The following is a 26600-nucleotide window of genomic DNA, read 5'->3' as shown; positions in this document are numbered from 1 at the left end:
TCGGTACTACGTACTTGTTGCGCCTATATAGATAACATGTTAACTATTGGCCAACAAAAACAAGAAGCCACTGTGGAGTTGCCATGAGCACCTATCAATCTGCGCACACTGGATTGGACACCTGGACTCAGGATTTGCGAGCGGCCTGTGGCCATTTCGACACTGAACTGGCCTTCAACCGTTCGCTGTTCATCGGTGAAGTCTCCACGCTCTCCCGTGGTTGCCTCTCACTGGCCTCCCTGCGGACCAATGCCGGCCTGATCAAGCGCCCACGGCCCAACGCCGATCACGACATGGACCAGCATTGCTTCCTCGTCAGCCAGCGCAGCGGCTATTGCCAGATCACCCAGAACGACGAGGTCATCCAGTTGGCCCCCGGTGACATGCTGCTGATGGATTCCACCGGTTCAATCGAAATCAGCCCCTTCGGCCTGATTGAACATGCATCCCTGTCTCTTTCGCGCAACGCAGTGTGCAAACAGCTGGGCAACGCCTCGAAAACCTTCGGCAAGATCTCGTCGAGCAAAGCCTGTGGGCGGATGCTCCATGTGTTGATGGACCAACTGTGCAGGGAAGGGCTGGACGGCCAGGATTCAGAGGAAGAGGCGCAGGCACTGCAGGCGGCCTTTGTCTCCTTGCTGGGTTCGGCGTTTGACGCGCATGACACCCAAGGTGACAGCACCGCCTCGTTGCACGGCAGCAACCTGCGCAGCTATGTGCAGAAAGTCATTGATGAGTCCCTGACCCAACCGGGCCTGAGCCCCGTGGGCCTGGCCAATCGGCTGAACATCTCGGTGCGACACTTGTACCGCCTGTTTGAAGAACAGGACGACAGCGTCTGCCGCTACATCCAGCGGGCGCGGCTAAAGCGTAGCGCGGATGACCTGACCAACCCGTTCCTCAAGAGTGAGTCGATTACCTCGATTGCCTATAAGTGGGGGTTCACCGATTCGGCTCACTTCAGTCGCTCGTTCAAGAAGCAATTCGAGCTGTCGCCCAAGGACTTTCGTTCGACCCATCTGCAGCAAGCGGTCGGTGCGGCGTAGGTTGTCCATCGATCAATGAAAGCGCTCAGCCTGTCGGCCAGTAATATTTGTGCGGTGGCGGTCGAACACTTTGCCGATCATGGGTATGACGCCTCGTCGCTGAACGATATCGCGGTGGGGGCGGGTATGCGCAAGGCGTCGTTGTATGCGCACTTTGTGAGCAAGGATGCGTTGTTTCAGACAGTCTTCCAGATTGCCCTGGACCATGAACACCACTCTATCGCTGGGTGCTTTCAGGACGAGGCCGGGTACACGGGGATGCCGGGTTATTTGCACCTTGAGCGCTTGATCGGCCGCTATGAAGGCTCTGCGCATCTGCGCTTTCTGTTGCGTACGGCGTACTTTCCGCCTGCGCGGATTCGCAGCGTGATTACGGCGGGATTCGAGGGGTATCTGGCCTGCATACGCGAGGGTTTTCAGCATGCAGCGCGCAGTCGGTACAGCCGGGTAGAGCCCGAGGCGCTTGAGGTGTTTTGTGATGCCTATCTGGGGATTGTCGACAGCTTGCATGTGGAGTTGATTTATTCGACGTCTCAGGGGTACGTCAAACGGCTAGCGGCGTTGTCGCGAGTGTTCGGTGACTCACTGTCGATGCTCGAAAGGGCCGAGCGCTAGATCAACCTGTGGGAGGGGGCAAGCCCCTCCCACAGTTGATTCGGTTTACAGAGACCCAGAGGCTATTTCACCTCAGGTAACGTCGATCCGCCATCCACCACGAGGGTCTGGCCAGTGATGTAGGCGGCCAGGTCAGACGCCAGAAACAACATGGCTGCGGCAATATCTTCCGGGGCGCCGAGTCGTCCCAGAGGAACGCGGCTGGCGATGTCGGCGTTGACTTGTTCGTCGCCCAGATTGCCCATGGCCGGCGTGGCGATCATCCCTGGCTCGACGCCATTGACCCGCACTCCGTCGCAGGCCAACTCCAGCGCTGCGTTGCGGATAAAACCGTTGACCCCGGCTTTGGACGCCGCGTAGTGACTGAGGCCCGGATAGGCAACCCGTGGCCCGGTGACCGATGACGTGACCAACACACAGCCACCGCCCTGGCGCTGAAACATGGGCAAGGCGGCCTGGGTCAGCCAGAACAATGCGCAGAGGTTGACCGCCAGGGTGCGTTCCAGGACGGCGGGGGTGATCTGCGCGAAGGGTGTCAGCGGGAAATAGCCGGCGTTGTGCACCAGAACATCCAGGCGGCCCCAGTCCAGGTCTATGGCCTTGATACCGTCGAACACGGCGGCGGCGTCAGCCAGATCAAGTTCCATGGCTTCGACCTGACAGCCTCGCACGCGCAGCGCTTCGGCCAGCGCTTGGGCTTGCGCCAGGCGCAGGTCGGCGATCATCACGCGCGCGCCGCGCCAGGCAAACGCCTCGACAATGGCCTGGCCGATGCCTTGGGCGCCGCCGGTGACCAGCACGGTTTTGCCGCTGAAATTTAAATCTTCAGGCATGGGCGTTCTCCATATGGGCATAGGCCAGCGTCGGCACATCCACGATGCTCGAACCGCCGTCGGCCACCACGCTTGCGCCGGTGATGATTGAGGCGTCAGGGCTGGCGAGGAAGCGGCACACCTTGGCGATTTCGTCGGCGCTGGCGGGGCGGCGCAACGGTACGTCGGCGCATACGCGGGCATAGGCTTGCTGCAACGTGTCGCCGTAAGCCTCCATCAAGGGCTGCATTTCCTGATCGGCCATCGGCGTGGTGACCCAGCCGGGGCACACCGCGTTTACCCGCACCCCACGCGGCCCGTAGTCCCGTGCCAGCGAGCGGTTAAGCCCGAGCAGCGCATGCTTGGCGGTGGTGTAGCCGCACACTTCAGGCCCGGCGGCTAGGGAGGCGATGGAGCCGAGTAGCACGATATTGCCGGCGCTTTCGATCAGCAGCGGCAGGCAAGCCCGGGCGCTGTAAAACGCGCTGTCCAGGTTGCTGCGCAACGCGGCTTCCCAGGTGGCCGGGCTGGTTTGGCTGGCACTGCCCACGCCATGCCCACCGGCACACGCCAGCAATACATCAAGGCGGCCATGGAGCGCGCGAATCTGCGCGATAAAGCCTTCCCAAGTGTCCGGGCAGGCCGCATCGCCGACCAGGATCAGGCCACCGGTTTGGGCCGCCACCTGCTCCAACGGCTCGCGACGCCGGCCGATCAGGACCAGATTGGCCCCTTCGGCGGCGTACAGCCTGGCGCAGGCGGCGCCGATGCCGGTGCCGGCGCCCGTGATGACGACGGTGCGTGGATCAGGCATCGGGATACTCCGTACGGTTGAGTACCTGGCAGTAGGAACTGACCGGAAAGTTCGACAGCTCAGCAAAGGACGCGTCGGCATAGCCGAAGATCTTGCCGTCGCTGCGGTGCTGGTGCAGGTCGATCAATACCAGGCCCAAGGTCGGGATGATCTTTTCGCGCCAGACAAACAGGTACAACTGGTCGGCGATCTTGTAGTAGTGGCAGCGGTCGGTATCGCACAGGCCTTGCTCTACGCCCTTGATGCATTGCCAGGCGTAGAACTGATCGTTCAGGTAGATGTGCTCGTAGACTTCGCTCGGGCTGTAGCGGTACAGGTTGCGCAAGCCGGTCAGCTCCTGGGTCGGCGCGTGGGGGCAATGGCCGGGTTGCCAGGGTTGGTCCAGGCTGCCGTGGAGGAAATCCACCTCAACCGAGGTCAACGCTTTGCCAGCCAGGGCGCGGCTGTAGAGGCCTTCTTCGGTGTGCTCGCGGCGCGGCATGCGGCCGATCACGGCGGTGAACGACGAGGTGGCGGTGTCCAGCACCAGGCTGATCGACCACGCCTGGCCGGCTTCGTGTTTGATGAAATCGACCAGGTACAGCCCCGGTCGCACCGATGTAGCGCGGTACGTGGCCGAACCGCTGGAGTGGCCGTCGGCAGCGTGCCAGTGCAGCGCGTCGGCTTCAAAGCGATGCTCGATCTGCCAGCCGTTGGCAAAGTGCAGGGTGAAAGTTTTGCCGTTGAGGTCGGCGAGGTTGGGCAGGATGAACGCTGCGGGGGCGAAACCGTCGGCGAGGGCGCCTACGGTGATCCAGTCGGATGGGGTGGTCATTGCATGGCTCCAGTGGGTTGAATGGACAACCCGGAGCATGAGGTGGAGCAGGGCGCGCGCCTATCAACCGAAGGGTTGAGGCCGCTACAGAAACAGCGCCGCCACCAGTTCGGTGCGGCTGCTCACGCCCGCCTTGCGGAACAGGTGGATCAGGTGGGTCTTGATGGTGGGCAGGCCCACGTCCAGTTCCAGGGCCAGTTGCTTGTTGCTCGCGCCTTGACGCAATAACCACGCGATCTGGCGCTCCTTGGGCGTGAAGGCGGCGAATGCATCCTCACAGGGCTGCATATTGGCCACTGCCATTTGCAGCAGGGCCTGCAAGGCAGTGAGCTGCGCCAATTGGTCGGGGGTGAAGGCGCCTTGTTCGGCAGTGCGCAGTAACGAGATGGCCGCCTGGGGTTGGTCGGCGCGATGGGCAACGATCTCCACCACATCGATTACACCGTAGCGCTGCAGGAAGTCGCGATAGCGGCGGCTGTCACGCTGGGGTTGGCGGGCCATGGCCAAACCCAGCGGCACCACGGCCAGCCCGGTGGACAGGCAATTGCGCGGCTGCAACGGGTCGAATTGCCGGTAGTTGTCCAGGTAGTCGCGGTGCATCTCGCCACTCATGCCTTGCAGTTGGAAATCGCGGGCTTGGAGTTGGCGGTCGACACAATAAAACGCGGCCTGGCTGGCGGGGACGAGCTGGGTGAAAGCCTGCAGGCAATGGCCGGCGACTTCCTGAGCGGGGATGGCGTGCATGGTCGGTCACCTGCGCCGGAGAAAATGCTGCCGACCGAAGCCGGCAGGCAGAACCATCAAACAACCGCGAAATAGTGCTTCACAAAGCTCTCGCTCACAATCTCCCACAGCACCGGCGTGCCCTTGGTCACGAACCAGCTGTCGCCGGCCTTGTAACGGCTGCTCTGGCCGGTGCTTTCATCGGTCAATACCACTTCGCCGGTGACCACGGTGGCCTGTTCGGCAAACGGATAGACGATGCGGAACTTGCCTTGGGTGGTGCCGAAATAGGCACTGCTGACCGGGTCGGTCGGTGCGCCAAAGGTCATTTTGCCGAAGGCGTTGACTTCACCTTCGAGGATCTCGGAACCAAGGTCGGCGACGGTGCCCCAGGCATCGAGGTCGGATAATTGGATGTCTTTCTTGAGCGTCGTAACGGGCATGGCAGTTCTCCTGAGAATGAAACGGTGGGCATCAACGGCGACCGTTGAAGTAACCCGACAGTTGATGAAGGCTTTTACCGGCGGTCAGCAGCAGTGGGCGGATATGGTCCTTACCCAGGATCTGCGCATGCTTGACCGAGCTGATCAGGTCATAGCGCGATGAACCCTCGCTCATGCCTTCGGCCAGGACCTTGCAGATGATGTGGCTGGGCGTGACGCCAAAGCCGGCGTAACCCTGCACATAGAAGGCGTTGGGGCGACCACTGAGGGTGCCGATCTGCGGAAACAGGTTGGCACCGGTCGCCATCGGCCCGCCCCACGCCAGGTCGATCTTCACGTCCTTGAGGTACGGGAAAATCTTCAGCATCAGGTTGCGGTTCCAGGCTTTGAGGTCCAGCGGGATGTGCTCGACAAACGGCGTGGCGGCACCGAACAGCAGGCGGTTTTCATTGGTGACGCGGTAGTAGTCGATCACCGGCCGAATATCGCTGTAGGCGCCGCGTATCGGGCTGATGCGATGGATCATCTCGTCCGACAACGGTTCGGTCATCAACTGAAAGGCGTAGGTGTTAACGGTCGTCTTGTGCAGTTCGGGTTCGAGCTTGTTGAGGAAACTGTCGCAGGCCCACAGCAACTTGGACGCCTTGACCGAGCCGCGGCCGGTGCGCACGGTGATGCGCTCGCCATAACTGACGTCCAGGGCCGGGCTGTGCTCAAAGATGCGCACGCCATGGCCGGCCAGTGCCTTGGCTTCGCCCAGCAGCAGATTGAGCGAGTGCACGTGGCCGCCGCCCATGTGCAGCAGCGCGCTGGTATAGGCGTCGGAACCGATGATCTGCTTGACCTCGGACCCTGCCATAAAGCGGATTTCGTCTTTGGTATTGATCGACTTGAAGTCTTTCTCCCAGGCGCGCAGGGTTTTTTCCTGGCGGGCGTTGAAGCCCATGTAGCCGTAGCCGTGGCAGAAGTCGGTGTCAATCGAGTATTTGGCGATGCGGTCCTTGATGATCCCGGCGCCCAGCTCGCTGATTTCAAAAATCTGGCGCAGGCCTTCGTCGCCGACTTGTTGCTTGATCTTCTCCAAGTCATGGCCGATCCCCGCCATGATCTGCCCGCCATTGCGGCCCGTGCCACCGAAGCCCAGGTAGCGCGCTTCGAGCACCACAATGTTGGTGATGCCTTTTTCAGCGAGTTCCAGCGCGGTGTTGATGCCGGAGAAACCGCCGCCAATCACTACCACATCCGCTTCCACGTCCTGTTCGAGGGTTGGGAAACTGAGGTTGTATTTTTTGGTTGCCGAGTAGTAGGTCGGCGTTTCGATATTGATCATGGCGCAGCCTGGAAAAGTGAAGGGGAACTCACTGCAGAGCCGACAAGAAGCTCTGTGCCTGTTGGGGTCTATTAACTGCCTTCCGAGCGGTAGGTGTCTTGATTCTGTGTGCCGTCGGTCTTGACCCAGGCTGCCACTGTCCACCCTGGAGCCGGCCAGGCGGTAAAGCGGCACACGGTGATCAGTCGCGGGTGCTAGAATGTTGTTAATCTGTTAACTAATTGCGACGCCTGCACCCATGCCCAAACCGCGCCAATCCTTGACCCTTACTTTGCTCCAAGCGCGTGAAGCCGCCATGGGGTTTTTTCGTCCTTCGCTTAACCAACACGGTTTGACCGAGCAGCAATGGCGGGTCATTCGCATCCTGAGCCAGCACGATGAGCTGGAGATTAATCGTCTGGCGGAGCTTGCGTGCATCCTCAAACCGAGCATGACCGGTGTGCTGGTTCGTATGGAGGCCGCGGGCATGGTTGAACGGCGCAAGGCGCAGCAGGACCAACGGCGTGTGCTGGTGCGGTTGGTCGACAAAGGTCAGGCGTGTTTTGCCTCGATGAGTCAGTGCATGGAGGCGAATTATCAGCGCTTGCAGGCGGGCTTTGGTGAGGAGAAGTTGCAGACGTTGCTGGCGTTGCTCAATGAGCTGAAGACGCTCAAGCGTTGATAGGGCTAACCCGGCGTCCTGCCGGGTTGCCCACGGATTCAAGCCTGTGTTCGGCCAGCGTGTTTGACGGCGTAGCCAAAGCAAACGCGAATACCGCAGCGTCAGTAGATAGCACCGGCAGTGCTTGTGGGCGCCGGTGCATCTTTGAAGGCCGCCGCGAGGCTTTGCAATCCGCGCATCAGCACGGTGGTGTCGACGCCCACTGCGACGAACGCCGCGCCCAGTTCGATGTAACGCCGCGCCAAGGCCTGGTCGGCGCTGAGGATGCCGGCGGCCTTGCCAGCACTGCGGATACGGGCGATGGCGTGTTCAATCGCCGCCTGCACGTCAGGATGGCCGGGGTTGCCGCGAAAACCCATCGAGGCGCTCAGGTCCGCCGGGCCGATAAACACACCATCCACGCCCTCTACCGCCGCAATCGCATCCAGGTTGGCCAGGCCTTCACGGCTTTCGATCTGCACCAGCAAGCACATCTGCTCGTCGGCTTTGTCGAGGTAATCGGGGATGCTGTTCCAGCGCGATGCCCGTGCCAGCGCGCTGCCGACGCCGCGCACGCCGTTGGGCGGGTAGTGGATCGCCTTGACCAGTTCCCGTGCCTGCGTTGCGCTTTCCACCATGGGCACCAGCAAGGTTTGTACGCCGATATCGAGCACTTGTTTGATCAGCGCGGTGTCACCGATGACCGGGCGGATCACCGGGTGGCTGGTGTAGGGTGCCACGGCCTGGAGCTGGCCAAGCATGCCGCGCAGGTCGTTGGGCGCGTGTTCGCCGTCGATCAGCAGCCAGTCAAACCCGGCGTTGGCGGCCAGTTCTGCGCAATAGGCATCGGATAAACCCAACCACAGGCCGATCTGGGCCTCACCGCTGTGCAGGCGTTGCTTGAAGGTGTTGATAGGCATGTCCATCGAGCGATCTCCTGTTAAACGAAGCGGCAGGCAATCGAGCCCAGCATGTCGTAGTCGACATGAAAGGTATCGCCAGGGTTGGCCGCCACCGGCCGGGTGAAGGAACCGCCGAGAATGATTTGCCCAGGTTGCAGGGTCACGTCATACGCGGCGAGTTTATTGGCGAGCCAGGCCACGCCCTTGGCCGGGTGATTGAGCACGGCGGCCGATACGCCGGATTCTTCGATCACGCCATTGCGGTAGAGCACTGCCGGCACTTTGCGCAGGTCGATTTCAGTGGGGCGCACGGCGCGTCCGCCCATGACCACGCCCGCGTTGGCGGCATTGTCGGAGATGGTGTCAAACACCTTGCGGGTGGCGTTGGTGTGCGGGTCGACCTGTTGGATACGCGCGTCGATGATCTCCAGCGCCGGGATCACCCACTCGGTGGCGTCCAGCACATCGAACACCGTCACATTCGGGCCTTTAAGCGGTTTGCCCAGGATGAACGCCAACTCCACCTCGACCCTCGGCACGATAAAGCGCTCGAAGGGGATGTCGGTGCCTTCATCGAAGAACATGTCATCGAGCAGCGCGCCGTAATCCGGCTCGGTGATGTTGGACGACACTTGCATGGCGCGGGAGGTCAAGCCGATCTTGTGGCCGACCAGCTTGCGCCCGTCCTTGATCTTTTGGGCGACCCAGGCGCGCTGGATGGCGTAGGCGTCTTCGATCGTGATCGTCGGGTGCTCCAGGGAAAACTGGCGCACCTGTTCCCGTGACCTTTCGGCCTGGTCAAGACGGGCGGCGGCTTGCTGGATGAGCTGTTGATCAAGCATGACAAAGGTCTCTCAGTGAGGGTTGACGATGGCGGCCTGGGTGCGCAGCACCAGCAGGCCACCGAGTGCAATAAGCAGCGCCAGGGCGTAAAGGGCCAGGCTGGCGCTGTGGGTGGTGTCGCGCATCCAGCCAATCAGATAGGGCGCAAAGAAAGACGCGATGCTGCCGAAGGAACTGATCAAGGCGATGCCGGCGGCCTGAGTGGTATTGGAGAGAAACGCCGGAGGTAACTGCCAGAACATCGGCAATGCTGCGCTGGCGCCCATGCCGGCGAGGATCAGGCCGCTCAGCACCAGGGTCGGGTTGGCTGGAGCGAGCCCGGCAATGGCAATACCGGCGGCCGCCATCAGCAACGGCACGCACAGGTGCCAGCGGCGTTCACGCTGGCGATCCGACGAACGCCCGCAGCCGATCATGAAAAAGCAACCCGCCAGATACGGCACTGCACTGAGCAGTCCGACCTTGCCGTCGCTGCCGACCCCGGCGCCGTGGATCAGTGTTGGCATCCAGAACGCCAGGGTGTTGACTGCCAGCATCACCGCGAAATACACCGCCACCAACAGCCAGACTTGCGGGTTACGCAGAATCGCGGAGAACGAGGTGATCGATTTGCGCTGTTCTTCCTTCGTCAGTTGTTCGCGCAGTTGTTGCTTCTGCGCGGGCGTCAGCCAGGTAACGGTCTCGAAACTGTCCGGCAGGCACTTGAGCACCACCAGCCCGAGCAGGATGACCGGCGCGCCCTCGATGACAAACATCCACTGCCAGCCGCGCAGGCTGCCCAGGTCATGGAAGTGCTCAAGAATGCCGCCCGACAGTGGCCCTCCAATCACCCCGGCCATGGGCACCGCAATCGCAAACAAGGCGGTGACTTGCGCACGCCGACCAGCCGGGTACCAGCGGTTGAGGAACACCAGGATGCCTGGGAAGAAACCCGCCTCGGCCACTCCGAGCAAAAAGCGCAGCACATAGAAGCCCGTGGCGCTGTCGACCATGAACATGCAGGTCGACAGCGCGCCCCACACCACCATCAACGTGGCGATCCAGCGCCTGGGACCCACACGGTCCAGGGCCATGTTGCTCGGTACGCCGAACAGCGCGTAAGCGACAAAGAACAGACCGGCGCCGAAGCCGTAGACCGTGTCGCTGAAATTCAGGTCGGCGCTCATTTGCATCTTGGCGAAGCCGATGTTGATGCGGTCGAGGTGGGCAAAGAGGTAGCAGATCAACAACAGCGGCATCAGCCGCCAGGTGATGGTGCTGTGGGTGCGGTCGCGGGCGAGGCTGCCGAGGCTGTCGGCGATATTGGCTGTGCTCATGGTTTTATACTTTTTGTCTGAGAAGGCCGATGGAGTGAACGGGCAGGGCGTGCTAGCCCAGCTGGGCCTTGAGGAAGGCGTGCACGTTGTTCTGCTTGAAGTTGAGCTGCTCGTGCAGCTCGATCATTTCAAACGACAGGGCCAGCAGGCGTTGGGCCTGAAGCTCGGCAAAGTGCGCGGTGATCACCTCAAAAAGATGTTCGGCGACTTGCTGACGGGTCGCCAGGTCGCGGCCATGGCCGACCTTGAGCGTCATGTGCACGAAGGCGTAGTCGTGCTTGCCGTCGGCCATGCGCCAGGTATCCAGGCGCACGCCTCGGCTGCGGATGCCGCCCAGCGGGAACACACCGCTGTCGCCCAGGGTGGCATGGACTTTTTCAAACAGGCCAGGCAAGTCCGCCTGCTGCTCGATGTTGTCGGTGTATTCAGCGATGAAGTGGGGCATGAACGGCTCCTTCAGACCGCGCGGGGACACCGTGCGGCCATACGGTCAAACGGGGAAAATGGCGTTGATCTGCCCGGTGCCGGAGCTGCCGAACGGGGCGGTGATGATTTCGGCAGGCTTGTCGTAATCCGGCCCGCCGAGTAACCCGAGAAGCATCGCGGTGTCGTGCATCTTGCCTTCGCCGAAGCAGTGTTCGGCGTAGTCCGGAAGCATCGCGCAGAACTCTTTCCAGCGGCCTTGGCGCCAGAGCTCCACCACATGCAGGTCGACCTGTTTGTCGAACTCGCGCGTCCAGTTATGGATATTGGCTTCGGCATTACGGTCGTCGGAGAACCGGTGCGACAGTGAGCCGGAAGCCAGCACCACGACTTTGCGGTCGCTCTTCTCGATGGCCCGGCGCACGGCGGCGCCGAACGTGAAGCTGTCTTGCAGGCGATGCCAGGCACACCAGGCGGCAATCGATACCACATTGAATTTCTGCGCGTCCGGTACGCCCATGTGCATGTAGCGCATCGGTACCAGGGTGCCGTATTCCAGCTCCAGGCTGGGGATGTTGTGGGCCAGGGTACGCACGTCGGCCGCATTGGCCTCGGCGGCGATCAACTCGCCAAGTTCCGGGCAGCCTGGGTATTCGTAGTCCATGTTCTTGATGAAGTGCGGCAGCTCGTTACTGGTGTAGGTGCCCTTGAAGTGCTCACCGCTGTTGACGTGATAGGCGCTGTTGACCAGCCAGTGCACGTCAAACACTACGGCGGTATCGGCGCCCAGTTCGCGGGCGCGGCGGCCGATCTCTTTGTGACCGGCAATCGCTGCTTCACGGCAGCCATGGTGCTTGCCGGGCAGCTCCGATAAATACATCGAGGGAACGTGGCAGATTTTCGCCGCCAGGACGACTTCGCCCATGATGATTCTCCTGAAATTATTGTTGTTGTCTTAGGGGGCTGGTGTGACTCAAACGCCCCAGCGTGGAATGTGATGGCTGCCCATCGAGATGCACACATTCTTGATCTCGGCGAACACTTCGAAGCTGTACTGGCCGCCTTCACGGCCGGTGCCGGAGCCCTTCACGCCGCCGAACGGCTGACGCAGGTCGCGCACGTTCTGGCTGTTGATGAACACCATCCCGGCTTCGATGCCATAGGCCAGACGATGCGCCTTGCCGATGTCCTGGGTCCAGATGTACGACGCCAGGCCATAGTCGGTTTCGTTGGCGAGTTTGAGGGCTTCGGCTTCGTCCTTGAAGGGAATGAGGCACACCACCGGGCCGAAGATTTCTTCCTGGGCAATACGCATGTTGTTGTTCACGTCAGCGAACACCGTCGGTTGGATGAACTGGCCTTTGCTCAAGTGCGCCGGCAAGTTGGCCGGACGTTCGAGGCCGCCGGCGAGGAGGGTGGCGCCTTCTTCGAGGCCGATCTTGATGTAGCCGGTGACCTTGTCGTAGTGGGCCTGGGTGATCATCGAGCCGACCTGGGTTTTCGGGTCTTGCGGGTCGCCGACGATCAAGCGTTTGGCGCGCGCAGCAAACTCGGCGACGAACTGCGGATAGACGCTTTCCTGGATAAAGATGCGGCTGCCGGCGGTGCAGCGCTCGCCATTGAGGGAGAAGATCGTGAACAGGGCGGCATCGAGGGCGCGTTCCAGGTCGGCATCTTCAAAGATCAGCACCGGCGACTTGCCGCCCAGTTCCATGGAGTACTTTTTCAGGCCGGCGGTCTGCATGATTTTCTTGCCGGTGGCGGTGCCGCCGGTGAAGGAAATCGCGCGCACGTCCGGGTGACGCACCAACGCATCACCCGCCGTTGCGCCATAGCCTTGGATCACGTTCAAGACGCCGTTGGGGATGCCGGCTTCGACGGCCAGGCGCCCCAGTTCGTTAGCGGTCAATGGCGACAATTCAGACATTTTCAGCACGGCAGTATTACCCAGCGCCAGACACGGCGCGGTCTTCCAGGTAGCCGTCATGAACGGCACGTTCCACGGCGAGACCAGCGCGCACACACCCACTGGCTGGTACAGGGTGTAATTGAGCATCTGATCATCGACCGGGTAGCTGTGCCCGTCCATGCGGGTGCAGACTTCGGCGAAGAAATCGAAGTTGTGCGAGGCGCGGGGGATCAGCACGTTTTTGGTCTGGTGAATCGGCAGGCCGGTGTCGAGGGTTTCCAGTTCGGCCAGGTGCGGCACGTTCTGTTCGATCAGTTCGCCCAGCTTGCGCATCAAGCGCGCACGCTCTTTGGCCGGTGTGCCAGCCCATTTGGGAAAGGCTTCCTTGGCGGCGGCCACAGCTTGCGCGACTTCCTCGGCACCGCCGCTGGCGACTTCGCCGATGGCTTCACCGGTGGCTGGGTTGTAGTTGACGAACACGTCTTTACTTTCGACCTCACGGCCGTTGATCCAATGTTTGATCATGCTGCTCAAGCCTCTTTACGGGCGTTGAAGAACGCCGCTTCGCTGACAATTCGATTGACCAGGCGGCCGACGCCTTCGACTTCCACGATCACTTCATCACCGGGCACCACGTCGGCCAGGCCTTCCGGCGTGCCGGTGGCGATCATGTCGCCGGGCTGCAAGGTCATGAAGCTGGACAGGTATTCGATCAGGTAGGGGATGTCGAAAATCATGTCTCTGGTACTGCCTTCCTGGCGCAGTTCACCGTTGATCCACGTGCGCAGGGTCAGGTTGCTCGGGTCCGGCACATCGGCCACATCGACGATCCACGGGCCGACAGGCGTGGTGGCGTCGCGGTTTTTCACCCGAAGGTTGGGGCGGTAGTAGTTTTCCAGGTAGTCGCGAATCGCGTAGTCGTTGCACACCGTGTAGCCCGCCACGTAGTCCAGGGCGTCTTCGCGCTTGACGTTGCGCGCGGGCTTGCCAATGACGGCCACCAGCTCGCACTCGTAGTGCATGTAGGCGACGTTGTCCGGGCGCCATGTCACTTGGTTGTGACCGGTGTAAGTGCCTGGAGACTTAATGAAGGCCAGCGGCTCGGTCGGCGGCGTGAACGCCAGCTCGGCGGCGTGATCGGCATAGTTCAGGCCCAGGGCAAACATGCTGCCTGTGGCCGGTGGCAGCCATTGCACTTGATGTTCGGCCAGCAGGCGGCCATCGGCCAGGCGCACGGCGTTGTGGTCTTCGACATGGGCGAGGTGCACTTCGCCTTCAAACTGGATACGGGCGTGTTTCATGGAAGCTCCTGTTACTCGGCCACGACGTGGTTAACGAGGCGGCCCAAACCGCTGATTTCGACGTCGACGGTGTCACCCGGCAGCACATCCACGCGACCTTCCGGAGTGCCAGTGATCAACACATCGCCAGCGTGCAGGGTCATGAACTCGCTGATTTCGGCGATGAGCAAAGGAATGTTGCGCACGAAGTTAGCCGTGGTGTTTTGCTGGCGAATCTCGCCGTTGACGTACAGCGTGATCGCCAGGCTATGCGGGTCAGTGACTTGGGCGGTAGGGATCAATTCGGGCCCGACGGAACAGAAGCCATCCCGGCATTTGGCTTTGACGGCGGGGCGGTAGTAGCTGTCTTCCGGCAGGCTGAATTCATTGATGACGGTGAATCCGGCAACGTAATCGAGTGCGTCGCGCTGGCTGACGCGGCTGGCGCTCTTGCCCATCACCACGCCCAGGGCGGGGCCGGGTTGCAGACGCTCGCCCTGGCCTGGATGCACCACCGCTGCACCGTGCTGATTGCGCGTATTGGGCGTCTTGATAAACAGCACCGGTTTGACCGGCGGCTTCTGATATGGCGGCTGTTCGAATTCGGCGAGGCGCTGTTTCAGCAGCCCTTGGTAGTTGAGCGCCACACCGAAAAGAGTGCCGGTCGCGACGTCATGCAAGGCATGGCTCATGCTTTCTCCTGGCAGAGCCATGGGAAGGCTCTGAATATTGTTAATGTGTTAACAGTTATAATTAAGATGTTAACTATCGTCAAGCGTGGCAGACTGTTCTCGCGGTGGTTGCGCTGCCCAAATCGGTGCAGGATGAGCGTGGCAGCACCCCGGCAATCAGAATAAAAATGAGTAGCGTGCGATGACCGACCGACAACCCATTCCCAACATCAACATTGGCCAGGTGTACGACCAGCGCTACAGCGACGCGCAGGTCCACTACGACCGGCTGGCCAACCTCGCGGGTTTCTTCGGGCGCAACATGCCGATCCACCGGCACGACCGGTTCTTCCAGGTTCACTACGTGAAAAGCGGTACGGTGCGGGTGTATCTGGATGACCAGCAATACGTCGAGTCCGGGCCTATGTTCTTTCTCACGCCACCCACGGTGCCGCACTCCTTTGTGACCGAGGCCGACAGTGACGGGCATGTGTTGACGGTGCGCCAGCAACTGGTCTGGCAACTGATCGATGCTGATCCCAGCCTGGCGCCGGCGGGCGCGCAACTCCCGGCCGCGTGCGTGGCGCTGGCGCAGTTGGGCCTGCATGACGCGAGTGAGGTCCGTCGATTGGATTTTCTGTTCGAGGAACTCAGTGCAGAGGTCGAGGCCCAGCGCCCAGGGCACAGTGCGGCCCTGGACAGCCTGACGCGCTTGATCATGATCAGCCTGCTGCGGCTGTGCTCCCACTCGCTGAAAGCCACGCCTGCGCGGCACGAAGACTTGAGGATTTTCCACCGTTTCAACGAGCTGATCGAAGCGCACTACCAGCAACACTGGCCCTTGTCCCGGTATGCGCAAGGCATCGGGGTGACCGAGGCGCGACTCAACGATGTGTGCCGGCGCATCGCCGACCTGCCGTCCAAGCGCCTGATCCTGGAGCGGCTGATGCAGGAGGCCAAGCGGCTGCTGATGTTCACGGGCAGCTCCGCCAACGAGATCTGCTACCAGCTTGGCTTCAAGGACCCGGCCTACTTCAGTCGGTTTTTCCAGCGCTACGCACAGCTCACTCCGGGGGAGTACCGCCAGCGACAATTGGGGCTGCGTTGAGACAGGCATGGAGACTGCGCCTTGATCTTGTTGATCTTGTACGGATCAGCATGACCAGCGCAGCGGTGCGACAGAATGGCTTTTACACGGAACCGATTGCACTTTTCACAGGCTTGCGCGCGGCTTGCACGGACAGGCCGGCGACACTAAGCTGCCGACTCGCCCCCTCAAGTGGTGCCGATATGGCCAACCCCCGACCTTCGCTGACCCTGACCTTGCTGCAAGCCCGTGAAGCCGCAATGGCTTTTTTCCGACCCGCCCTGAACCAGCACGAACTGACTGAACAACAGTGGCGCGTCATTCGCATACTGCGCCAGCAGGGGGAACTTGAAAGCCATCAACTCGCCCAGCAGGCATGCATTCTCAAACCGAGCATGACTGGCGTGCTGAGTCGCCTGGAGCGTGACGGCCTGGTGCGTCGGCAGAAGTCCAGCCAGGATCAGCGCCGCGTGTTCGTCGCCCTCACCGAACGCGGCCAGCAGTGCTTCGTCTCCATGAGTGAAGGCATGGAAAGCAACTACCAGAAAATCGAGGAACAGTTTGGCGCGGAAAAAATGGAGCAACTGCTGGGTTTGCTCAACGAGCTGAAAAACATAAAGCCTTGATGGGCTAAATTTAGTTAATAAGTGAATGTGTTCGCCCCGCGCAGCACCGATCGCTATCCGTTTTCGGCACAAATGTGCCGCATCACCTGAGTTCGGAATGGAACTTGCCTTTTACCTGACCGGTAAGCCTTGCAACTGAAAAAGGTTGGGTCCATGAACAACAATAATGTGCTGATGCCTGAGGCCGCGGTGGTTGCCCGAGGGGCGCCAGCGCTCCAACGTTTTCTGACCCGCGATATCGACGAGCACGCTCGCAATATGCACGGCTGGCAGGTTCGCTACGATCAAGTGTCTGCGGGGGCCTTTGAAGGGGAGTTGGTGGCGTTCCGGTCGGACTGGATGCAATTGGCCCGCGACCGCTCTAATCAGGCCATGATCAAAAGTGGCATGGCGTGGAAAGGCGCGATCACGTTCAGCATCCCCTTGAGTGCCGATGGCCCGGTGTATTGCTCGGGGCATCCGATCCATGAGCCAAGCCTGTTGGTCGCCCACGGTGAGCATCTTCCTGAGTTGCACACTCCCCAACACCTGGATTTGCTCAGTGTGGCCATTGACGAGCACGTCCTTGAGCATGTGCTGGAGCGTCAGGGCAGCCACTTTCGAATTACCGATCTTCCCAAGTGTTACCGCTTGGGTGACTCGTCTGTGCAGGCTGAACTCGCGGCGCTGTTCGAGGCACTGTCCGGCTCCGAGCAAGCGCGGGATGCGTTGCTTGGCCACGATTCGATCCGCCGTGGCCTGCGGGATTCGGTGATGCTGCACGTGCTTGAGCTGATTGCGCCGGATCACGCGCCACCGCTCAACCCTACCGCGCGCAAAAGGATGGTAGACCGCGCACGGGAATACGCGCTGAGTCACCTCGACGAGCCGTTGTCGATCCTCGACCTGTGTAACCACATCGGCGCTAGCCGGCGCAAACTCCAATATTGTTTCCAGGAAACCCTGGGGATCAATCCGGTGGCGTATTTGCGTGCGTTGCGCCTCAATGCAGTGCGTCGTGAACTGCGAATGAGCACCCAATCCCTGAACGTACAGGACGTCGCGGCACGCTGGGGGTTCTGGCATTTGAGCCGCTTCTCCGGTGACTATCGCACCCTGTTTGGTGAAACCCCTTCACAGACCCTGCGCCGTACGCAACTCTGCTGAAAACGGATAACCCGCCCACGGCGCTGCTGCCTAGGATGACCCACACCACTTGCTGGGAGGGGCATTCGATGAGCAATAACAATAACGCAAGCGCTGCACGCAAGACGTTGTTCACCCTGGGGCTGCTCGGTTGCTGCGCCGGCGTCCAGGCGACCGAGAACGGCGCGCCGACCACAGCGGTCGGCGTGTATGACTTCGGCGCGGGGATGATGCCACCGGCCACGCCGTTCGGCACCATCGGGCTGCGTACGGCGTTCTACTCGGCCAATGTGCAGAAGGACCGCAACGGCCGTTCGATCGACAACCACTTCTCGTTGGACGTCTTGTCGATTGGCGTCGCCTATATGCGCATGACTGATCACACTGTACTGGGCGCCCACTATGGGTTTGGCGTGGTGGTGCCGTTTTTCAAGATGGACGCTTCCGTCAAGGTGCCGACCCCCATTGGGCCGCTGAGCCTGGAGGCTGATCCGTTTCGACTGGCCGATGTGCAATTCCTGCCGGTGATCCTGCAATGGAACCCATCGCCGAATCTGTTCATTAACACCCAATTGCAGATCCAGGCGCCTACCGGTGACTACGACAAGAACCGTCTGGTTTCCCCCGGTCTCAATCACTGGACGTTCTCGCCGATCGTCAATGCCACCTACCTCACCGACAGTGGCTTCGAGGTTTCCTCAAGCTTTGAAGTCGACGTCAACACCCGCAACCCCGCAACCGATTACAAAAACGGTGTCGAGTACCGCCACGAGTTTGCCGTGGGCCAGCACATCGGCCCGTGGACGTTGGGCCTGGGCGGTTATTACTACCGCCAGTTCAGCGATGACGATGCGCCAGGGTTGCAGTCGGGCAACCGGGCACGGGTGCTGGCAGTGGGGCCGGCGGTGAGTTACTTCAAGCCGGGCCTGCCACCGGTCTGGCTGCATGCCTACAAGGAAACCGACGCGCGCAACCGTGCCGAGGGTTACACCGTGGCGCTGCGTATTTCTCAAAGCTTTTAAGGGGCTGGCCATGAATCCATCACGTTCTGAATACGCACCACCCCGGCAAGCCAGCGGTCGTCGTGAAGGGTTGGTGCTGATGCTCGGCAGCAGCCTGACGATCATGGGCGCGGTCATGGTTGCGCCGATCCTGCCCAAGCTTGGCGCCACGTTTGGTCCGCTGGAGCCGCGCGCCGACTTGCTGGTGCCCTTGGCGGTCACCGGGCCGGCGCTGGCGATTGCACTGTGCGCGCCGTTGGCCGGCTGGTTGGCCGACCGGGTCGGGCGCAAGGCGTTGCTGGTTATCGCGACCTTGTTATACGCCGTGCTCGGCGCCTTGCCGGCACTGCTGGATAACTTGCAGGCCATCGTGGGCGTGCGCCTGTTGTTCGGCTGCGCCGAAGCCGCCGTGATGACCTGTTGCGCCACCTTGATTGCCGACTATTGGCACGGTGAGGAACGGCTGCGCTACATCAATCGGCAGGTAGTAACCATCGGCCTGGTGGGCTCGCTGTTCTTTGTGGTGGGCGGCGCGCTGGGCGAGCATTCCTGGCGCCTGCCGTTCCTGCTGTACCTGCTGCCATTGCTGTTGGTGCCGCTGATGATGAAGGTGCTGTGGGAACCGGCTAGCCGCCCGGAGTCCCTCGACGAACCCGAGCCGGGCAGGGTAGCCGTGGTGCCGTTGGTACTGGGTTATCTGCTGATTCTCAGCGGGATGGTCCTGAGTTTTATCGTGCCGATCCAGGCCCCGATTCTGCTGGTCGGCCTGGGAGTGACCTCTAGCACGCTGATCGGGCTGTCGGCGGGCCTGGGTTTGCTCGCGACCCTGGGCGGTTCGCTGGCCTGGCCATTGCTGCGTCGACGCTTCGGCATCGTCGGTTGCAACGCGCTGTTGCTGGCTCTGCTGGGGTTGGGGCTGTGGCTGCTGATGCACGGGCAAAGCTACATCGCGGTGCTGGTGGCGGTGCTGATTCACGGCCTGGGCGCCGGGCTGCTGGTGCCCAACGTGATGGCGCCAGTGATGAATGCCCTGAGTGCCCGGACACGCGGGCGCGGCCTGGGCGGGTTCACGGCTTGCCTGTATTTCGGCCAATTTGTCAGCCCGCTGGTGGTGGCGCTGCTCAGTGTCTACGCCGGTGACCTGCGCACCTCCATCCAGTGGCTGGCGCTGGCCAGCTTTGCCTCGGCGGCGATCTGGGCGCTGGCAGGCCTGCACGCCCGACGTAAAGGGGCTCCGGGTGCCTTCCGGTCAAGTCATTCGTAACTAAAAGGAGATAAACATGAACATCCAGAATTTGTTGGACAGCGAGGATGCCACCGGCCTGGCCGAGTGGGTCCGCCGTGGCGAAGTGCACCCCGGCGAGTTGCTTGAAGCGGTGATTGACCGGATTGAGTGGGTCGAGCCGCAGCTCAATGCCGTGGCCGAACGGCTGTACACGTCGGCCCGTGAAGCTGCACGCACCGTGCAGCCCGGCCACGGCGTATTCGCGGGCGTACCGACCTTGATCAAAGACTTGTTTTCGCCGGTCAACGGCGCGGCGATGACCAACGGTTCCCAGGCACTGGGAGGGTTTCGCGCAGATTTTGAAGCCGAACTGGTGACCCGTTTGCGCCGTGCCGGTTGCGTGATTGCCGGCACCAGTACCTCGCCCGAATTCGGCACATCGTACTCCACCGAGTCCACGCGCTTTGGCGCCACACGCAACCCCTGGAACACCGGCCACAGTGCGGGCGGCTCCAGCGGTGGCGCGGCCGCCTTGGTGGCGGCGCGTGTCGTCCCGTTTGCCCATGGCAACGACGGCGGCGGCTCCTTGCGCGTGCCGGCGTCCTGCTGCGGGGTGTTTGGCCTCAAGCCCAGTCGCGGATTGTTGCCATCAGGGCCGATGGTCGGCGAAGGCTGGGCCGGCATGGGCACGCCCCATGGAATCACCTTGTCGGTACGTGACAGCGCCGCCTTGTTGGATGCAACGGCCGGGATCGACCTCGGCGCACCCTATGCCGCACCGGTGCAGGTGCAGCCCTATGTTTCGGCGTTACAGCGCGACCCAAAGCCGCTGCGCATCGCACTGGTGGAGCAACTCGGGCCTTGGCCGACGTCCAGCGAAGCGTTGGCATCGGTGCAGGAGGCCGCCAGATTGTGCCAATCCCTGGGCCATCGGGTTGAGCCGGTGAAGTTGCCGGTGTCACTGCCGGAATTTCTCGATCAGGTCTTCACCATCATTGGCGCCAGTACCCGTCACTATCTCGACGTGCTGGGACAGATGCGCGGCTTTGCGGTGCAGCCCGAGGAGCTTGAGGCGCGCACCCGGATCATTTTGCGCAGCAAGGGCGATGTCAGCGGGGCACATTACGCGGGCGCGGTGGAGTGGATTCATGGCTTGGGCCGGCAGTTGGCGATGTTCATGCAGGAATACGACCTGATCCTCACGCCGACCCTGGCCCGTGAGCCGGCACCGATCGGCGAGCTGGATGTGCAGGACGACCGCTTGAGCCTGGATGAACTGATTGAGCAGTTTCACAGCTACTCACCGTTTACCGCGTTGTTCAACGCCAGCGGGCAACCGGCGATGTCGGTGCCGCTGTACTGGAGCGCCGCCGGCCTGCCGATGGGCGCCCACTTTGCGGGCCGTTTTGGCGAGGAAAGTACGCTGTTCGCCCTTGCTGCGCAGTTGGAGCGTGCGCAACCCTGGCGTCGGCGAGTGCCGCCGATCAATGCCTGTCAGCGGTGAGTGCCTGGGACGGTTGGCAATGGGAGGCAGCCGCTCCCACTGCTGACTACCGTGGATCGATCAAGCCCGGATATTCAGGCACACCACCTTGGGTTGGGTCATCTCTTCGTAGGCGAAACGCACGCCCTCACGGCCGAGGCTGCCGTATTTGGAACCGCCAAAGGGCATTGCATCAAAGCGATAGTCGGACGAGTCGTTGATCATCACACCTCCCGCCTCAATCCTGCGGGCAGCGCTCAAGGCCGTCGCCAGGTCGCTCGTAAAGATACCGGCGTGCAGGCTGTAGTCAGGCTCGTTGGCCAGCGTGATGGCCTCATCGAAGGATTCAACCCGTTGCAATACCACCACGGGCGCAAAGACTTCGTTGCGCCAGAGTGCGCTGGCGTGATCGACGTTTTCCAATACGGTGGCGGCGTAACACGAATCCTGTCGTGTGTGCCCGCACAGCAAGGTTGCGCCTTGGGCCAACGCGTCGGCTACCACGCGCTCGGCATTCTGCGCCGCTTGCCGGGTAATCATCGGGCCGATATCGGTGCTGGCAAGCAACGGGTCGCCGACCAACAGGGCCTGGGCCTGGCTGACAAAACGTTCGCGGAACGCTGCATAAACGGACCCATGAACCAGCAGTCGCTGAGTGCCGATGCAATTTTGTCCTGCCGCCCAGAAGGCGCCGGACACGCAACACGCCACTGCGGCCTCAAGGTCGCAGTCGTCCATGACGATTACGGGCGCATTGCCGCCCAAGTCCATTGCCAGTTTCTTCAAGCCTGCGGTGCGGGAGATCTGCTCACCGGTGACAAAGCCTCCGGTGAAGGAAATCATGCGCACGTCACGCGCCGCGACCAGGGCTTTACCCAGTTCGGCACCACCGGTGGCAACCGTGACCACCGATTCGGGCAAGCCAGCGTCGATCAGGTACGCCACCAGTTTCATGGCTGACAGCGGCGCCAATTGCGACGGTTTGAGAATCACCGCGTTGCCGCCGGCGATGGCTGGGCCGAGCTTGTGCGCCACCAGGTTCAAGGGATCGTTGTATGGCGTGATGGCGACGATCAAGCCAAGGGGCTCGCGGGAGAACCAACCCTGGCGCGATTCTGAACCTTCATAGGCATCAAAAGGGATCACCTCGCCGGCATTGCGCCGGGCTTCTTCGGCCGACAGCTTGAGGGTGTTGACGCAGCGCTTGACCTCTTTTTGCGCCTGCTTGAGGGTCTTGCCGGCTTCGTCGACGATCAGTCGGGCAAATGCCGATGCATCGCGTTCGATGTTCAAGGCCGTCTGTTCGAGAATCTGGGCCCTGCGATAACGCGGCAAGCCCGCACTGGCCCGAACGCCCTGGCGACCCTGTTCCAGCAAGTGCGGAACCTGGGACGCACACACGTCGGCTACGGTGCCGACAAGCGCACCGTCAAAGGGATTGAACACCTGTATTTGTGCTGTCCCAACCGTACGGGCCAAATTCGATACGTTCATGGCTTACTCCCGACCCTGTGCAGCGGATTGATGAAGGCTGATGATGTCCGACAGCAGCGCAAAGGCTGTTTCTGTACGACCGGCACCCGGTCCCGAAACCGTCACCGTGCCAATCAGGTCGCTGCTGAACGACACTGCATTCGTCGCACCGCCGATGCTGGAGAGCGGATGATCGTTGCCCAACAGGCGCGGTTCGACGCTGGCACTGACCGAGCCATCGGCATGCCGTGTGGCGGCGCCAATGAGTTTCCAGCGTGCATTGTTCTGGCGGGCCTGATCGATGTCCTCAAGGGTGAGGGCGCTGATACCGTTGCAGCGCACATCGCTGACGGTGAGTGATGCATCCAGCAGCTCGTTGGCCAGGATCACCACCTTGAGACGTACATCATGGCCTTCGACATCCGCCGTCGGGTCGGCTTCGGCGTACCCCAGGGCCTGCGCCTGCTCGACTGCTTCGGTAAAGCCCAGGCCATTTTCCATGCGGGTCAGGACGAAATTGGAGGTGCCGTTGAGAATGCCTTCGAAGCTGTTGATGCTGCTGCCGGCCAGCAATTGCCTGGCCAGGCGGATCACAGGCGTGCCACTCATCACCGAGCCTTCGTATTCAAACGCCACGTGGTTGCGCTGAGCCAGGGCCTTCAGCGCCGCACCGTGCAAGGCAATCGGTCCTTTGTTGGTGGTCACCACGTGCTGGCCGTTTTCCAGGGCCCAGCGACAGAACGTGGTCGCAGGTTCGCCGTCCACCGGGTTGGTGAAGGTCGCTTCGGCAATGATGTCTGCGCCGGAGTCTTTGATCACGGCTTCAGTGCGCGCGACCGCGTCGCCCCCCGGTAGGTTTGCCAGGGCGCCCTTGGTCACCGGCAGCGCGGCCAGTGAGGCGGTATCCAGCCCTTGGCGGTTGATCAGTGAGCCGAGGAAGAGGTCGGTGACACCGACGATTTTCAGGGTAAAACCCAGTGCGTTTCTCCAGTCTTCGTTGCGTTCGGCAATCAACTGGGCCAACGCTCGGTTGACGCCACCGAAGCCCACCAGCGCAATTTTATATTCAGTCATTTTTTTATGCCCTTGATCTGTGTGATGAGTGGTCTGGCATAAGATTAGGGGCGCGACCATGGCAGTGAAATATGCCAATTTGCTCTATTTCATGGGCGTTTTGACCAAGGGGTAGGTGCTGCGTGGGGAACAAAAAAAGCCAACGATCGTTGGCTTTTTTTTTACCGCGAAACCGGTTTAGACAACGGAGGATAGAACGAATGACGTCACGGTATTTTCAACCCCCTCCAGGGCCGAGATTTGAGTCCAGACCTGATGCACCCGCTGCGGGCTCGATGCGCCGACGCGCAGCATCAGGTCGAATTCGCCGCTCATGACATCGCACTGGATCACTTCAGGAATTGCCCGCAGGGCCTGCAAGACATCCTCGCCGCGCATGCGGTCATAGCGATAGACGAAAATCACTGCGTTGATCTGGGATGAGGCTTGGCGCCCGTCGCCGGTCAGTACCGTATAGCCCAGAATTGCACCGTCACGCTCCAGCCGTTCGATCCGTTGGCGCACGGCGTTGCGGGACAGGTTGACCTTGGCCGCCAGCTCAGCGTGGGCGGCCCGGGCATTGAGCCGCAACTCGGCGATGATGCGCTCATCGAGCGGATCCAGAATGCGCTTCATGTGGCCCCCTGCCTCCCGTCGTTCACAGCGTATCGAGCAGTTGATAAAGGAGGCCGGCGTCGTCGGGCGTTATCCGGTAACGCTGCGCGTGTAAGTGCGCTGTCGCCTGGCAGTGTTGCCCCGGCACATTGATGCCCAGTGCGTTGAGCAGCGCAGCGGATTTGGCCGGTGAAGTTTCCCCGAGGGTGACCATTGGCGCGACCAGGCTGCGCCGATAAAGCCTTGCGGCGAGTACTCCGGTGGCCGTGTGGGGGTCAATCAGGTAGCCCGTGTCACGGTAGAGCGAGGCGATTTCGGCCAGGGTTTCTTCATCGCTGACCGCATAGGAGTCGATGATCATCCGGGCCTGCAACCAGCAGTCGTTGGCGATGGTCATCTCGCCGCTGGCTTCGAATTCAGCCATCAGCGCACTGACTGCCGCAGCGTCGTGTCCATACAACTCCCAGAGAAAACGCTCCAGGTTGGAGAAAATCGACAAGTCCATGGCCGGTGACAGGGTCTTGTCAGCGCGCTGGCGGCTGTAATGGTTCTTGAGGAACAACTGATGCAGGGCGTCATTTTTGTTGGTCGCGACGATGATTTGGGTAATCGGCAGGCCCATTTTTTGCGCGATGTAGCCTGCGTAGACTTCGGCGAAACTCGCCGCCGGCACGCTGAAGCCGACAGATCGTTGACCTGCGCCCAATTGCAGCACGGCGTAGAAATAAAACACGAGCTGCGCCAGCACGTTGACCCAGTTGCTGGAATTGAAGCTTATCGCCTCATGGCGCGGGTTTGGCCAATGCCTGAACAAGCGGTTCGCGAGTTGCTGGCAGTCGTCAAAGCTACCGGCGACTGCGAACGTATGCACATTGGGATGCGCAACCCCTTGCAACTCGTGCAGTTGATGCTGCGCGACCGCGGACTCCGGGTATAGCAGCACCACGTGGGTGTCGTTACTGTGTTTGAACGCCTCGATCGCCGCGAGCCCAGTGTCTCCGTTGGTGGCGCCGAGCACCACTGCGCGTCGCGGGTGCTTATGCAGAAAGTACTGCACCAGTTGCGCCTGCAACTGCGCGGCGAAATCCTTCGAGGAGCGGGTCGGGCCGTGGAACAGCTCAAGCACCCATTCGTTGCGATCGACCTGATGCAGCGGCGCCACCGCACGGTGCTTGAACTGACTGCTGGCTTCTTTGAGCAGGCGCTTGAGGTCCGCTTCGGGGATGGTCCCGCCAACAAACGGACGTATGATCCGATACGCCAGTTCGTCGTAGGGCAGGGTTGACCAGTTGGCGATATCCTGGGGCTCGAACAGCGGCAGGTCGGTGGGTACGAACAGTCCGCCGTCGTCGGCCAGGCCGGACAATACGACCTTTTCAAAGTCGGCCTGCACGGTCGAACTTCGAGTGCTTATGTAGTGCATGGTTTGGCTCCGGCCATTTATTTGTAGCGATGGGCCTGCTCGACCAGCCAGGTAGAAAACATCATGGCGTCGGGGTGCTGGTCTGCCCCGGAGCCGCGTACCAGGTAGAACGACTCGCTGGCTTCGATGCGCTGGTCGAAGGGCTCGATCAAACGCCCGTCCTGGAGCATCTCGTCAACCATTGAGGAGCGTGCCAGCGCAATCCCTTGCCCAAGTTCGGCCATGCGCAACGTCGAGATCAATGTGTCGAACTGCATGCCACGGGACGAATCGACGTCGTCCGCGCCGACCATCTTCAGCCAGTATCCCCAACCCTCTTCGTAACCCAGCACATGCAACAACGTATGCCGCGCAACGTCGCTCGCCACCGTCAGCGGTGATCGCGCCATCAGGGCGGGTGAGCAGACCGGGAACAAGGTGTCCCAGGTCAGCCGCTGGGACACGAGGCCAGGCCATTGACCATGGCCCCAGCGAATTTCCATATCGTCTTCGCCATCCAGTTCCTTGATCCAGATATTGCTGATGTAGCGGATATCGACGTGGGGGTGAGCCTGACGAAAGTCCACCAGCTTGGGTGCCAGCCAGTGGACGAAAAACGCCAGGCTGCCACGCACCTTGATCGGCCGCCGTTTGTGCTGGCCAAAAATCTCGTTGGTGCCCACCGCCAGCCGTGTAATTGCATCCTGCACCACCGGCAGATAAGCCTGGCCTTCTTCGGTCAGCCCCAGTCCACGGGGCAGGCGCTTGAACAGCGCCACGCCCAGATGACTTTCCAGTTGGCGGATCTGCTGGCTGACCGCGCCCTGGGTCAGGCACAGTTCGTCGGCGGCGTGAGTAAAGTTCAGGCTCCGGGCGGACACCTCGAACGCGCGCAGCCAGTTCAACGGAGGGAGCGGCTTTTGCTTCAT

At 61.4% G+C, this 26600-nt stretch carries 28 protein-coding genes; 9 read left to right on the top strand and 19 right to left on the bottom strand.

Annotated features, from left to right (window positions below):
* The first annotated feature begins 83 nt into the window (after positions 1–83).
* Both feaR and ACKZ62_RS15260 read left to right on the top strand, forming a co-directional pair.
* The gene (feaR, locus tag ACKZ62_RS15265) at positions 84–1046 is read left to right on the top strand and encodes a transcriptional regulator FeaR (RefSeq protein WP_179179026.1); all 963 of its coding nucleotides are present in this window, start codon (positions 84–86) and stop codon (positions 1044–1046) included.
* Between the two features lie 15 nt (positions 1047–1061).
* Positions 1062–1661 (top strand): TetR/AcrR family transcriptional regulator, encoded by a 600-nt coding sequence (locus tag ACKZ62_RS15260; RefSeq protein ID WP_122757271.1) that lies wholly within the window; start codon positions 1062–1064, stop codon positions 1659–1661.
* A 62-nt stretch (positions 1662–1723) separates the two neighbouring features.
* Here the strand turns inward: ACKZ62_RS15260 and ACKZ62_RS15255 are convergent, their stop codons facing one another.
* From ACKZ62_RS15255 to ACKZ62_RS15230, 6 genes are all read right to left on the bottom strand, one after another.
* Complete coding sequence (locus tag ACKZ62_RS15255) at positions 1724–2494, bottom strand: SDR family oxidoreductase (protein WP_181640032.1); 771 nt, start codon at positions 2492–2494, stop codon at positions 1724–1726.
* Complete coding sequence (locus ACKZ62_RS15250; protein WP_447095469.1) at positions 2487–3287, bottom strand: SDR family NAD(P)-dependent oxidoreductase; 801 nt, start codon at positions 3285–3287, stop codon at positions 2487–2489. The genes ACKZ62_RS15255 and ACKZ62_RS15250 overlap by 8 nt, the downstream gene beginning before the upstream one ends.
* Positions 3280–4101, bottom strand: coding sequence for a molybdenum cofactor biosynthesis F family protein (locus tag ACKZ62_RS15245; RefSeq protein ID WP_447095468.1), 822 nt, complete (start codon positions 4099–4101; stop codon positions 3280–3282). The genes ACKZ62_RS15250 and ACKZ62_RS15245 overlap by 8 nt, the downstream gene beginning before the upstream one ends.
* 84 nt (positions 4102–4185) lie before the next feature.
* Positions 4186–4845, bottom strand: a complete 660-nt coding sequence (locus ACKZ62_RS15240; protein WP_032891377.1) for a helix-turn-helix transcriptional regulator — start codon at positions 4843–4845, stop codon at positions 4186–4188.
* Positions 4846–4901: 56 nt separating this feature from the next.
* Entirely contained in the window at positions 4902–5267 is a 366-nt protein-coding gene (locus ACKZ62_RS15235) for a cupin domain-containing protein (protein ID WP_447095467.1), read from the bottom strand.
* 31 nt (positions 5268–5298) lie between these two features.
* Positions 5299–6597, bottom strand: a complete 1299-nt coding sequence (locus tag ACKZ62_RS15230) for an NAD(P)/FAD-dependent oxidoreductase (RefSeq protein WP_447095466.1) — start codon at positions 6595–6597, stop codon at positions 5299–5301.
* 238 nt (positions 6598–6835) lie between these two features.
* On the opposite strand from ACKZ62_RS15230, the gene hpaR (ACKZ62_RS15225) reads away from it, so the two are divergent.
* A complete protein-coding gene (gene hpaR, locus ACKZ62_RS15225; RefSeq protein WP_447095465.1) occupies positions 6836–7258 on the top strand; it encodes a homoprotocatechuate degradation operon regulator HpaR in 423 nt (140 codons plus the stop codon).
* A gap of 101 nt (positions 7259–7359) precedes the next feature.
* On the opposite strand, the gene hpaI is transcribed toward hpaR (ACKZ62_RS15225), so the two are convergent.
* From hpaI to ACKZ62_RS15185, 8 genes are read right to left on the bottom strand one after another with little or no spacing between them, the layout of a single operon-like run.
* The gene (gene hpaI / locus ACKZ62_RS15220) at positions 7360–8163 is read right to left on the bottom strand and encodes a 4-hydroxy-2-oxoheptanedioate aldolase (RefSeq protein ID WP_447095464.1); all 804 of its coding nucleotides are present in this window, start codon (positions 8161–8163) and stop codon (positions 7360–7362) included.
* Positions 8164–8177: 14 nt separating this feature from the next.
* Positions 8178–8981 carry a 2-oxo-hept-4-ene-1,7-dioate hydratase gene (gene hpaH, locus ACKZ62_RS15215; protein ID WP_032891384.1) on the bottom strand — a complete coding sequence of 268 codons (804 nt, stop codon included), beginning with the start codon at positions 8979–8981 and terminating at the stop codon, positions 8178–8180.
* A gap of 12 nt (positions 8982–8993) precedes the next feature.
* The gene (locus ACKZ62_RS15210) at positions 8994–10298 is read right to left on the bottom strand and encodes an MFS transporter (RefSeq protein ID WP_447095463.1); all 1305 of its coding nucleotides are present in this window, start codon (positions 10296–10298) and stop codon (positions 8994–8996) included.
* Between the two features lie 52 nt (positions 10299–10350).
* On the bottom strand, positions 10351–10743 hold the full coding sequence (locus ACKZ62_RS15205; protein ID WP_099602413.1) for a tautomerase family protein: 393 nt from the start codon (positions 10741–10743) through the stop codon (positions 10351–10353).
* A 45-nt stretch (positions 10744–10788) separates the two neighbouring features.
* Positions 10789–11646 (bottom strand): 3,4-dihydroxyphenylacetate 2,3-dioxygenase, encoded by an 858-nt coding sequence (hpaD, locus tag ACKZ62_RS15200; RefSeq protein ID WP_032891387.1) that lies wholly within the window; start codon positions 11644–11646, stop codon positions 10789–10791.
* A gap of 48 nt (positions 11647–11694) precedes the next feature.
* Positions 11695–13155, bottom strand: a complete 1461-nt coding sequence (gene hpaE / locus ACKZ62_RS15195) for a 5-carboxymethyl-2-hydroxymuconate semialdehyde dehydrogenase (RefSeq protein ID WP_032891388.1) — start codon at positions 13153–13155, stop codon at positions 11695–11697.
* A 5-nt stretch (positions 13156–13160) separates the two neighbouring features.
* Positions 13161–13931 carry a fumarylacetoacetate hydrolase family protein gene (locus ACKZ62_RS15190; protein ID WP_095184845.1) on the bottom strand — a complete coding sequence of 257 codons (771 nt, stop codon included), beginning with the start codon at positions 13929–13931 and terminating at the stop codon, positions 13161–13163.
* An 11-nt stretch (positions 13932–13942) separates the two neighbouring features.
* Positions 13943–14602: a fumarylacetoacetate hydrolase family protein gene (locus ACKZ62_RS15185; protein ID WP_447095462.1), complete on the bottom strand. Its 660-nt coding sequence runs from the start codon at positions 14600–14602 to the stop codon at positions 13943–13945.
* A gap of 181 nt (positions 14603–14783) precedes the next feature.
* Between ACKZ62_RS15185 and hpaA the strand changes: the two genes are divergently transcribed.
* The 6 genes from hpaA to ACKZ62_RS15155 all read left to right on the top strand — a co-directional run bounded on the left by hpaA (position 14784) and on the right by ACKZ62_RS15155 (position 21149).
* The gene (gene hpaA, locus ACKZ62_RS15180; RefSeq protein ID WP_032891391.1) at positions 14784–15689 is read left to right on the top strand and encodes a 4-hydroxyphenylacetate catabolism regulatory protein HpaA; all 906 of its coding nucleotides are present in this window, start codon (positions 14784–14786) and stop codon (positions 15687–15689) included.
* A gap of 182 nt (positions 15690–15871) precedes the next feature.
* Positions 15872–16294: a homoprotocatechuate degradation operon regulator HpaR gene (gene hpaR / locus ACKZ62_RS15175; RefSeq protein WP_032891392.1), complete on the top strand. Its 423-nt coding sequence runs from the start codon at positions 15872–15874 to the stop codon at positions 16292–16294.
* 153 nt (positions 16295–16447) lie between these two features.
* Positions 16448–17440 (top strand): helix-turn-helix domain-containing protein, encoded by a 993-nt coding sequence (locus tag ACKZ62_RS15170; protein WP_099602418.1) that lies wholly within the window; start codon positions 16448–16450, stop codon positions 17438–17440.
* Between the two features lie 68 nt (positions 17441–17508).
* Positions 17509–18441 (top strand): SphA family protein, encoded by a 933-nt coding sequence (locus ACKZ62_RS15165; protein ID WP_122765090.1) that lies wholly within the window; start codon positions 17509–17511, stop codon positions 18439–18441.
* A 10-nt stretch (positions 18442–18451) separates the two neighbouring features.
* Positions 18452–19684, top strand: coding sequence for an MFS transporter (locus tag ACKZ62_RS15160; RefSeq protein ID WP_447095461.1), 1233 nt, complete (start codon positions 18452–18454; stop codon positions 19682–19684).
* Positions 19685–19700: 16 nt separating this feature from the next.
* The gene (locus ACKZ62_RS15155; protein WP_447095460.1) at positions 19701–21149 is read left to right on the top strand and encodes an amidase; all 1449 of its coding nucleotides are present in this window, start codon (positions 19701–19703) and stop codon (positions 21147–21149) included.
* A gap of 60 nt (positions 21150–21209) precedes the next feature.
* On the opposite strand, the gene ACKZ62_RS15150 is transcribed toward ACKZ62_RS15155, so the two are convergent.
* The 5 genes from ACKZ62_RS15150 to ACKZ62_RS15130 form a co-directional block, all read right to left on the bottom strand.
* On the bottom strand, positions 21210–22622 hold the full coding sequence (locus ACKZ62_RS15150) for an aldehyde dehydrogenase family protein (RefSeq protein ID WP_447095459.1): 1413 nt from the start codon (positions 22620–22622) through the stop codon (positions 21210–21212).
* 3 nt (positions 22623–22625) lie between these two features.
* Complete coding sequence (locus ACKZ62_RS15145) at positions 22626–23675, bottom strand: homoserine dehydrogenase (protein WP_447095458.1); 1050 nt, start codon at positions 23673–23675, stop codon at positions 22626–22628.
* A gap of 177 nt (positions 23676–23852) precedes the next feature.
* Positions 23853–24290: an Lrp/AsnC family transcriptional regulator gene (locus ACKZ62_RS15140; protein ID WP_401379533.1), complete on the bottom strand. Its 438-nt coding sequence runs from the start codon at positions 24288–24290 to the stop codon at positions 23853–23855.
* A gap of 22 nt (positions 24291–24312) precedes the next feature.
* Entirely contained in the window at positions 24313–25692 is a 1380-nt protein-coding gene (gene thrC, locus ACKZ62_RS15135) for a threonine synthase (RefSeq protein WP_447095457.1), read from the bottom strand.
* A gap of 17 nt (positions 25693–25709) precedes the next feature.
* Positions 25710–26600 carry a LysR substrate-binding domain-containing protein gene (locus ACKZ62_RS15130; RefSeq protein WP_032891405.1) on the bottom strand — a complete coding sequence of 297 codons (891 nt, stop codon included), beginning with the start codon at positions 26598–26600 and terminating at the stop codon, positions 25710–25712.

The organism is Pseudomonas sivasensis, from assembly GCF_052938085.1.
Note: the sequence above shows the minus strand (reverse complement) of the source record. Positions and strands in the feature narration are given on the sequence as shown.